Here is a 10113-nt window from a genome sequence, read left to right as displayed (position 1 = left end):
GTCGCGGGCCTCACGGCGGGCGGAGGCTCTGGCGGCCGGGCGCGGGCGGCGGGCGGCGGGGTGGGGTGGCTCGCGGGCACCTGCACCTGCACGGCCGGCGCGGGCGGCGGCGGCGGCGCGGCGGCGGCCTTGCCGGCCTTCGCGTCGCGGGCGTCCTGCTTGAGGCGCTGCTCGAAGGCGGACCACTCCGTCTTGAAGTGGTCCGGGTCCGGCCTCCCCTGCTCGCGGTGCTTCAGGGACGGGGCCCAGCGCACCGAGTACGCCTCGCCCGCGTGGAAGGTGGGCGGCGGCGGCAGGCCGTAGGTGGCCGGGTCGAAGAAGGCCTCGTCCAGGTCGTTGAAGCCGTACGCGCGCGCCTTGCTGACGAAGTTGGGGATGATGCCGGTGGGCGCGTGGTAGCCCAGGATGTGGTCGTCCTCGTCCTTGGTGACGGGCGTGAAGACGAAGATGTCCTGGGTGCGGTAGTCGCCCTTCTCGTTGAGGGGCAGCACCTCCGACAGGGCAATCGTCTTGCGGCTGCCGTCGTGGAGGCGCTCGCAGCAGATGATGAAGTTGATGGCGCTGGCCACCTGGGCGCGCACGGCCACCATGGGCAGGTCCACGCCGGACATGAGGCACAGCGACTCGATGCGGCGCAGCGTGTCCGTGGGCGTGTTGGCGTGCGTGGTGGCCAGCGAGCCGCCGTGGCCGGTGTTCATGGCCTGCATGAGGTGGAAGGCTTCGCCGCCGCGCACCTCACCGACGACGATGCGGTCGGGGCGCAGTCGCAGCGCGGAGTGGAGCAAGTCGCCCATGTCCACCGCGCCCTTGCCGAACTTGTCGGGGGGCCGGCTCTCGAAGGGCACGACGTGGGACTGGTTGAGCTGGAGCTCGGCCGAGTCCTCGATGGTGAGGATGCGCTCCTCGTCCGGGATGAGCGACGACACGATGTTGAGCAGCGTCGTCTTGCCGGAGCCCGTGCCGCCGGCCACCAGCATGTTGAGCTTGGTGGCGATGCCCGCCTCGATGAGGCGCGCCATCTGCGGCGTGAGTGAGCCGAACTTCATCAAGGATTGGACCGTCAGCTTCTCCTTGAAGAACTTGCGGATGGAGATGGTGGTGCCCTTGCGCGCGATGGGCGGAATCACCACGTGGATGCGGCTGCCATCCGGGAGGCGCGCGTCCAGGCGGGGGCGCTCCTCGTTGAGCATGCGGCCGACGAACTGGGCCATGTTGCGCGCGGCGCCGAGCAGGCCTTCGTCGGTGAACGATGCATCCACTTTCGTGAGCCGGCCCTTGCGCTCAATCCAGATGTCGGTCGGGCCGTTGATCATGATTTCCGACACGGCCTCGTCGTCCATGTAGGGCAGGACGGGCTTGAGGAACGCGCGGAGTGACTCGGTGTACATCGTCATGGCGCCACCCAGGCTAGCGCGCTCTGGCCCCAGGGCCCAAGAACCCGCCCCGCCTGCCTGGCTGCTTTCTGGGGCAGGGGCCGCCCACAGACGGTTTCCGGTGTGGACAGGTGGAAAGCAGTGGGCCCTCCTGGAGCCCGGTGCTTCAATGCCGCCGCCGCAGGAAGGGGAGGCGTTCATGCTCGCGGAAGGGCTGCCGGAGGACTGGAAGCAGGAGCTGCGCGCGGCGTTGGCGTCGCCGTCGTTCCAGGCGCTGGAGCGCTTCGTCGAAGCGGAGCGGCGGGAGGCCACCGTCTTCCCGTCGGAGGAGGACCTCTTCTCCGCCTTCCGGCTCACGCCCTATGAAGACGTGCGGGTGCTGCTGCTGGGGCAGGACCCCTACCACGGGCCGGGACAGGCACATGGGCTGGCGTTCTCGGTGCAGCCCGGGGTGGCGCCGCCGCCGTCGCTGGTGAACATGTTCAAGGAGCTGGAGAGCGACGTGGGCGTGCCCCGCCCGAAGGACGGCTCGCTGATTCCGTGGGCTCGGCAGGGCGTGCTGCTGCTCAACGCGGTGCTGACGGTGCGGCAGGCGAAGCCCAACAGCCATGCGGGGCACGGCTGGGAGGACTTCACGGACGCCGTCATCCGCGCGGTGAGCGCCAAGGATGACGCGGTGGTGTTCCTGCTGTGGGGCCGCTACGCGCAGAAGAAGAAGAGGCTCATCGATGCGAAGCGGCACGTCATCATCGAGGGCACGCACCCCTCGCCGCTGTCGGCCAGCAACGGCTTCTTCGGCAGCCGTCCCTTCAGCGCCGTGAATGAGGCGCTGGCGTCCCACGGCCGTCCGCCCATCGACTGGCGCCTGTCCGCCTGAAGGGGCGGCGAGCCCGAGTGAGGCTCGGGCCGGACACACTGGGGCGGCGTTGATACGCTGCGGCGCGACATGACCGCTGCCTTCCTCGCCGCCACCACCCCCGAGCCGCTCTCTCCCAACCGCTACGGCATCCGCTTCACCGCGCCCTGGTATCAGGGCAAGGGCGCCTATGGCGGCATCGTCGCGGGGACGACACTGCGCGCGCTGGAGCACACCCTGGCGCAGGCCCAGCAGGCGGGGCGCCCCGTGCGCACGCTCACCGCGCACTTCTGCGCGCCCGCGGTGGAGGGCGACGCGGAAATCCAGACGCGGATTGAAAGGACGGGGCGGCTCGTCACCCACGCGACGGCGCGCGTGGAGAGCGCCGCGGGGGTGCTGTGCGTGGCCACCGCCACGTTCGGCGCGTCGCGCGGTGGGGTGACGGAGTACTTCGACGTGAAGCGCCCTGTCGTGCCGCCGCCGCACGAGGTGCCCGCGGTGCCGGACGACGTGCCCATGCCCACCTTCTGCAGCTTCTTCGAGTACCGCTTCTGCGTGGGCTCGGCGCCGTACTCTGGCGCGGACGTGGCGGAGACGGGCGGCTGGATTCGTCCCAGGGACACGCTGGTGCTGGACGCGCCGCTGTGCGTGGGGCTGATGGACGCCTATCCGCCGTCGGTGCTCTCGCGGGTGGACGGCTTCCACGCGGCGGCGAGCGTGGACTTCACCGTGCACTTCTTCCACGACCTGCCGCGGCCCGGCCTGCGCGAGGACGCCTACTTCCTGCGCACGGGGCGCTCGCGGCAGGCGGCGGAGGGCTACTCGGAGGACTTCCAGCAGCTGTGGACCCAGGAGGGCGAGCTGCTGGCCCAGTGCCGCCAACTGGTGGCGGTGCTGGGCTGAACGGCCGAGAATGCCTCCCTGAGCAGCGAGGAGGCCGACGCTACTCCAGAGTTCAGTTGAGCTGACGGAAGGATATGAGGTGGCGGAACCAAGCGGCGAGCTTGGCGAGAGGAGTCCCCGCGTGGGCCTGAGTTATCCCCTCATTTGAAGTTTCCCCTCGGAGAAGCAGTGAGGAGCCGGCCAAACTCACTCCAAGGGGAAATTGGAAATAATGAGGGGATGCCTCCGCGCGTAGGCAGCGCACCTTCCTGTCGCATGTGGCGAAGCAGAGCGGGCATTTCTTCCGCTGTCATGCCCTGCTTTCAGAACTGGTGGAGTAGTCAGATGCTGAGCTTGGCTTTCGTATGTTGAGCTTGGTAATGGCTGTGTCTAGTAACAATTTGTTGTTGGGCAGCCGGAGAACGTTTACTGACACTGAGCTATGTCTCGGAATCGAGCGTCCTCGCCATGGACTTCAGGTTCTGGAGCGCATCCTCAATGTTCTGGATCATTCGGGTGGCAATCTGCGCCGGTGACTCGGTGTCCGAAGAAGCACCTCCGTCGTCACGGAGCCACATCAAGTCCCAGTTGCACTTCTCACGGGCCTGAACTTCCTCGTAGGAGAACCTACGCCACCGGCCCAACGGCGACTGAGGGGTCCAAGTCGGGGCCCGCTTGGCATGAGCACCGGCCTTGTAACAGTCGACGAACTCCTGCACGTCCTCGCGGGTCAGGGGATTTGTCCGGAGGGTGACTCGCATTCTACTTCGCAGGTCGTACACCCAGAGGGCGCCAGGTTTCCGTGCAGGCCGGGAACGACGATCAAAGAAAATGACGTTCGCCTTCACGCCTTGCGCGTAGAAGATCCCGGTCGGCAGGCGAAGGATGGTGTGGACATCTGCGGAGTCCATCAGTCGGCGACGGATGACCTCGCCTGCGCCACCCTCGAAAAGCACGTTGTCGGGGACAACGATGGCGGCGCGGCCATCGGGCTTCAGCAAGGTGAAGACGTGCTGGACGAAGTTCAATTGCTTGTTCGTGGTCGCCGCCCAGAAGTCATCGCGGTTGAGTGCCAATGTTTGGCGCTCGTCCTGGGCGCTCTCGGAGGCTAGGGTGATGCTGGACTTTCGCCCGAACGGCGGGTTCGTGAGCACCACATCGAATCTGGTTTGGGGTTTTTCGCGGAGGCTGTCGCCCGTGACGACAGGCACATCCGACTCGTCCTCAGAGTCGCCGATACCGTGCAGCATCAGGTTCATCGCCGCCAAGCGACTGACCGAGCCGACGAGTTCGTATCCCCGTATGGCCCGCCGCTTCAGGTGCTCGCGCTGCTTCTTGGCCAGTCTTGAATGAGTCGAAATATATTCGTGCGCCGTTAGTAAGAACCCTCCGGTACCGCAAGCGGGATCGCAAATGGTCTCTCCCGGAGCGGGCTGAACGACCTCGACGATGCTTCGAACTAGCGCACGGGGGGTGAAGTACTGCCCGGCTCCGCTCTTCGTGTCCTGAGCATTTTTCTCAAGAAGCCCCTCGTAGGCTTCGCCCTTGATATCGATGTCCCGCCCGGTCCACTGCTCGGCATCAATGAGGTCGATGATGAGCAGGCGCAGCTTGGCAGGGTCTTGAATCTTGTTCCGCGCGCCGTTGAAGATGACGCCAAGAATGCCCTCGCGCTTACTGAGGTCGGAGAGGATTTTCGAATAGTGCCGAGCCAGGGCGGCCCCGCGCTTGTTCAACAGGCTGTCCCATCGATAAGGCGCAGGGATGAGTGACACGCGTCGCGCGGTTTGTAGTTCCTGCTCGTGTGCCATCTTTAAGAAGAGCAGGTAAGTCAACTGCTCGCAATAATCCGGATACGACATGCCGTCGTCTCGTAGGACGTTGCAGAAGTGCCAGAGCTTCTGCACCAGCTTTTGTGCTTCTCGACTCACGTTACCTCTCGTTTCGTCGCTACAAAGTGTTGTATAGGGCGTCGACCCACTTGTTGCTCCTAAACCCCTTGATGTAGGCCCTGGCCGCTGCTGAGTGTTCGGAATTGGGATCTGCTAGCTTGCGAAGCTCGCCCTCGACCCATTCGCACGAACTCCTGTCATTCTTCTTGAGACATTCGTTCCCGAGCTTGATGAGGGAGTCTATGCGATTGAAGATCAACTTCCTCTTTGAGACGATCCCCTGATGGTCGAGGTGGTACAACTCGATCGACTTCTTGGCACGGGCGTTCAATGACGCATTCTCGTCTGCGGCATACCTCGGGACAGGACGCCCGTCTTGTTCGAACCACAATGCGCCAATGTCAGCGCGAACCGTGGGATCCAGGAGAAGCGGTCGCTCATTCCCCACGTCCTGCGGACGAAACGCACGATCCTTCTCGCGCTCCAAGGGGAAGTGATTGTGCTTTCCGCCGGCCGTCCCATGCTCCTCGTCCGTCCGACGGCTGTTGCAGTAGGTGCAGCTATATCGATAGTTCGAGGGGGTGAACGCCAGCCACCAGTAACCAGGGTGCTCCTTGCAATCGACCGGAGAGTTCTTGGGGCGGTAGTGGTCCACGTTGTCATCGGACCGCTCCTGCTCTGTTTCGCAGTACCAGCACTTATTGTTCGACTTCTGGGCGAGAAGTTCCTTTACCTCCTGCCAGACTTTGGCGTGATTGTTGATGACCACCGAGCGCTCTGCGGGTGACGCGCTCGCGGCGGCGGCGTGAGCCTTCTGTGCCTTCTCCTCCCATTTCGGCCCGCGGCTCCGCTTTATGTCATTTTCGATGTCTGAGATATCGATGAATCGCATCTAGGGCATTGGCTCGGACGCGAGCTCCTCCACAATCCTATCCGCCAACTCTTCCTTCTTCTTGACCTCGTCGGGTGTCAACACGGGCTGGAGCAATCCTCCCTTCTCTTGGAGCTTGCTCATTGCCCTCACGAAGGGGCGGTAGAGCGGATCTGGCACCGTCCGGGTGAAGTCGAGATCCCCCAGTTGCTCATTTAGCTCCGCGAGCCGCTCGCGCTCCGGCTCCGACAGCGTGTCCTTCACCGCGAGCTTTCGTTTCTCGTCCAGGAGCCTCAGCGTGGGAAGATCGAGCGTCGATCGCAGCCCGAAGAGGTCGCTAGTCAGGATTGCCTCCACGCCCATTCCTTGCGGCGCTTGCTCGGGGCGCTCCGCCGCGACGCGTCCGGTGTCGGACTCCCGGTGCATGATCCGAATTTCCTCGCGCTTGAGCCCGGCAATGACGAGAGGGTCGTGCGTCGTCATGATGATGTGGCTCGTCTCCTGCTTTCCCACCACCTTGTTGACTTGCTCGATGTACCTCATGCTCCAGGTCGGGTTGAGGTGCGTGTCCGGCTCGTCAAGGAGAAAGAGAGATTCGTCCTCCCGGGTGAAACGAAGCAAGCCGAGCACCATCAGTAACTGCTGTTCTCCCTCGCTGAGTTCCCGGAATGTCAATGTGCCATCGACGTTGCGAGCCTTCACTCGAATCCGGACTTCACTGATCAGATCGGAGATGTAGGTGCTCTCAAGCGCTTTGAAGAATTCCTGTTGGCTCTGGTAGCTGCTCGCGAGGTCTTGAAGAGCCTTGAGATCCCTCAGATAGAGGTACAGGTGCTGCACCTGCTTTCCGCTCGTTCCGAAGGGAGTTGGCAACCGGCGTGGGAGCCGGAGGGGCGCCAATGCCAGAGCGTAGAGTTTATCGAGAAAGCCACGCACCACGCCCTTGGCTCCCCAGAATCGGGGGTCGCCCGCCTGCGCCCGCCTGCTCTTGCTCCAGTCGGGTTGCTTCATCACGAAGAGGACCGAATCCAGTCCTTCAATCCTCAGTTCCGTGGACAAGAATTTGAGGGCTTCGGCATCCTGCTCGGTAAAGAACGCCAGTAAAACGAACTGGCTGTGCACAAGCCGGGCGTAGAAAAGCGGACGGAGCGGGCGGTCGTCTCCGTGAACCAACGCCTTGTAGAAATGGGTGTGGTGTTGCTCGAAGTGACTCTCCATTCTATTGCTTGGCCCCGAGTAGTACCCGAAGACATAAGTGGGCAGATACCGTGGGTCGCCTTGGATGAACTTCTTATAGGTAACGGCGGTTCCGTTGACTGTGACCTGGACGCTTTCCCTTTCTCGGCGCGGGTCCGCGTCGATATGAACGCTGGCGCCTCGGCAGGTGTAGTCGAGTTTGTATCGGAACGCTGGGGATGAGCCGAGATCCAGGTCCCGGAAGATGATGATCAGTGCCTCAAGCAGGTTCGACTTCCCCGTGCCGTTCTGCCCTACGATCACGGTGACTAAAGAGTTCTCGCCCTTGTCGAAAACGATCTCGAAGTCTTTCAGGTTCTTGAAGCTTTCGATCTGGAGCCGGTCGAGATTCATGGCGACACTTTCAGCCGTGGTTCGCCGTGTGCATCTCGGTCTTGCACGATTTTTTTCTGCTTCTCCAGCTCACGCAACTCGGTGAAGAACTCGTCCACGACCTCTTCGTTGAATCCTGCCTCGCGGAACAAGGCGTCAGGCTTGAGGGGTGACTTGGCCTCGCTCAGGACCAAAAGGAGTGATCGTCTGGGTAACTCGGTGGGAGCCCCCTGCTTCTGTCTGCGTACCATCTTCGTGCTGTCCTTCCGTTCCGCAGCCGCCTTGCTTTTCTGGGCAGTAGCGTGCTGTCGGAGCGACTTCACCAACTCATCCGCGCTCACGGCGGTGCTCGAGGGAGGAAAGAGCGCGCCCGTGAAGGCCTTCCGGAGCAACTCCATCCGCAGCGCTGGGGCCTCTGCGAGTCCGACGGCGATGGATCTCGCGGACAGATCGGCCTTCTCAAAGAGTCGACTCAAATCCGCGACGATACGATGCTGCTCGGCGGGTGGGGGAATGGGAAGAGGGAGCTTCCGCAAGTCCTCTATGTTGACACCGGTGTAGGCGATCCCGTGGGCATGGTTCTTGAGCCAGACTTGGCTTGTGGGCGCGGCGATGAGCATGGCCATCAGTGCGGAGGCCGCCCGATCCAAGGGGACGATTCGAGCCACCTCGCGCGAGATATTGAACCCCGCGCACTTCCGTGGGACGCTGGCAACGCCACCCATGGTTCCTCGAATGGTCACCAGCACGTCATCCTCCTGAAGTATCGTACGCTGATAGCTCTCGGCGATTCTGGGCGAAATCCGCTTCACCGAGCCGAGGTCGATGCGAAGACGCCGAACGTCGCTGGACCGCAACGTGGGGACGCCACCATCCATCGTCTCTCCAAGTTGAACGACGCCGTAGGTGATCGGCTGGGTTGCGTCGGAGAGTTGATCCAAGGTCGCCCAAGTCCACCCGGCGGGCAGCGGGGTGCTCAGTTCCTCCGAGGGCGCGAAGGGCTCCGGGTAACGCTGTTTCCATGCGTCGTTCTTAGGTTTCTCACCCTTAGCGGCGAAGACTGCTAGCTGTGCTTCTTCCCATCGCGCGCGGCGAAGGCGGAGCAGCTCCTCAAGGTACTCCTCCCCTGAATTGGATTCAGCCGTGTCGCCGGTAACAGGCTCGGAAGGAGCCGGAAGGAGGGTGCCCCGATACGCTGCGGCCAGCAGCGCGTTCCGGTAGTCCTTCTCGTTGGCCTTGGCTCTCTCAAGTGATGCGACGGTCTGGTCCAGCCTAGCGAAGTGTACCTCCAGCTCGGAGTTGATCCGCAGCTGGTCCTCCGTTGGTGGCACGATGAAGGGAACCGTGTCCGCCAGCGTCGTCGCGGAGATGCTCGCTTGGTTGACGTAGTGCGTGCAGCGATGTCTGAAGTAACCGGTCATCCACAGGTAGTGGAGTTGGTGCGCGACGAAGACGTTGGATAGACCGGGGCCAGGCCTGATCCGGGTAATGTGGTTCGAGAACCCCCAAGTGGCTTCGATCGTGACCGGGGCCGTCTTCCCGACGAGTTCCGGGCTGTTCGTGTTGTTGAAGGCGACGTCGCCAGTGGTGATTCGAAGAGCATCCAAGGAGTCCGGCACGTACTTGGCCTGGGAAACATCGAGTCGGCCGTTCCGGTCGAGATTTCCCGGGCGCAGGTGTAGGATGCCCCGTTTCTCCATGTTGTGCTCGCTGGCGGAGTACCCTGAGCGGATGTCGGGGAGGGCATCTCCTACCGTGGTGAGTACCCAGGAGCTCGGGATTGTGTGGGGATCGAGCGGGTAGTGTTCGTCAACCAGGGTACGGGTCATTCTGTCGCCGGGTGCCATGCCTGAGCGGATTTTGAGCGCTTCTTACCCTGCCTGACCAGATGCGGCACGTACGAACTGTGCCCAACGGCCCACCGTCGCCGCACTGATGCACCGCAAGAGCGGATCGGCATGGAGCAAGTGGCAGCGTAAACGGCTAAAACTCCTAAAAATAATCTCCGAGGAGCGGGCGCATCCCTGTGGTCTCAGCTTGCGGCTCCACGCTCGACGCGCGCGAGGACGAGGTAGCCCGAGGGCTGGCCGGTCGCAGCAGTACATGCTGAGGTTGGCACTCCCTGCGCTGATGGAAGATGCGGGGGGCCGTCTCGATCAGGTGCAAAAAATTGCGCAACCTCCGCGACGGACTCGTCCTCCTCCAGCACAAGGTTCACCGCACCAACCGTGAACTTCGAGCTGGACCTACGCCGCTGCCGGCATTTCTCGCTCCGTCATCGAGCACCCCTCCACCACATAGGAATGTCCACGGAAGCGGGCGACTCTCAGCGGGTGCTGCTCGCTACCTGATTGGCCTCACCACACAAAGTGCGGGAGAGCCACGGAAGCGGACGAAGCTCACTGCCTTGAGAGAGGCTCGCAGGTGTGGCGTACGTGCGGTGGGGGGCTCGGTCAAGGGGATTTCGCAGGAATGCGAGGGGGCAGCTGTGGATTATGCACTGCCAATTTCGTGTGGGTGAATGTGCCGCCTGTTCGCACCCGCATTCTGTGCACTTCCCGTCGGATTGAGGTCTGTTGGAAGGCGGCAGCGCATGGCGTATCTGCTTTCGCCCGCGCTGAAGAAGGCGGCCACTCTGGGACTGGAGGCTTGGCCGCCAGTTGGTGGCGG

Annotated in this window: 7 protein-coding genes; 2 read left to right on the top strand and 5 right to left on the bottom strand. The window is 63.1% G+C overall.

What is annotated here, in order from left to right:
- Nucleotides 1–1394: CpaF family protein (locus tag HV824_RS16900; protein WP_176423748.1), on the bottom strand; the 1394-nt coding region annotated here is incomplete at its 3' end.
- Between the two features lie 178 nt (nucleotides 1395–1572).
- On the opposite strand from HV824_RS16900, the gene ung reads away from it, so the two are divergent.
- Both ung and HV824_RS16890 read left to right on the top strand, forming a co-directional pair.
- Nucleotides 1573–2250, top strand: a complete 678-nt coding sequence (ung, locus tag HV824_RS16895) for a uracil-DNA glycosylase (RefSeq protein ID WP_176423750.1) — start codon at nucleotides 1573–1575, stop codon at nucleotides 2248–2250.
- A gap of 69 nt (nucleotides 2251–2319) precedes the next feature.
- On the top strand, nucleotides 2320–3132 hold the full coding sequence (locus HV824_RS16890) for an acyl-CoA thioesterase II (protein WP_176423747.1): 813 nt from the start codon (nucleotides 2320–2322) through the stop codon (nucleotides 3130–3132).
- A gap of 419 nt (nucleotides 3133–3551) precedes the next feature.
- Here the strand turns inward: HV824_RS16890 and HV824_RS16885 are convergent, their stop codons facing one another.
- Genes HV824_RS16885 through HV824_RS16870 form a run of 4 tightly spaced genes read right to left on the bottom strand, consistent with a single transcriptional unit; the run spans nucleotide 3552 to nucleotide 9272 of the window.
- Complete coding sequence (locus HV824_RS16885; protein WP_176423746.1) at nucleotides 3552–5042, bottom strand: class I SAM-dependent DNA methyltransferase; 1491 nt, start codon at nucleotides 5040–5042, stop codon at nucleotides 3552–3554.
- A gap of 19 nt (nucleotides 5043–5061) precedes the next feature.
- Complete coding sequence (locus HV824_RS16880; RefSeq protein WP_176423745.1) at nucleotides 5062–5895, bottom strand: HNH endonuclease; 834 nt, start codon at nucleotides 5893–5895, stop codon at nucleotides 5062–5064.
- Nucleotides 5896–7464 carry an AAA family ATPase gene (locus tag HV824_RS16875; protein ID WP_176423744.1) on the bottom strand — a complete coding sequence of 523 codons (1569 nt, stop codon included), beginning with the start codon at nucleotides 7462–7464 and terminating at the stop codon, nucleotides 5896–5898. It lies immediately after the preceding gene.
- Nucleotides 7461–9272, bottom strand: a complete 1812-nt coding sequence (locus HV824_RS16870) for a restriction endonuclease subunit S (protein WP_176423743.1) — start codon at nucleotides 9270–9272, stop codon at nucleotides 7461–7463. Before HV824_RS16870 ends, HV824_RS16875 begins: the two co-directional genes overlap by 4 nt.
- Nucleotides 9273–10113 lie beyond the last annotated feature (841 nt).

Source organism: Myxococcus sp. AM009 (assembly GCF_013372605.1).
Lineage (GTDB): Bacteria > Myxococcota > Myxococcia > Myxococcales > Myxococcaceae > Myxococcus > Myxococcus vastator.
Note: the sequence above shows the minus strand (reverse complement) of the source record. Positions and strands in the feature narration are given on the sequence as shown.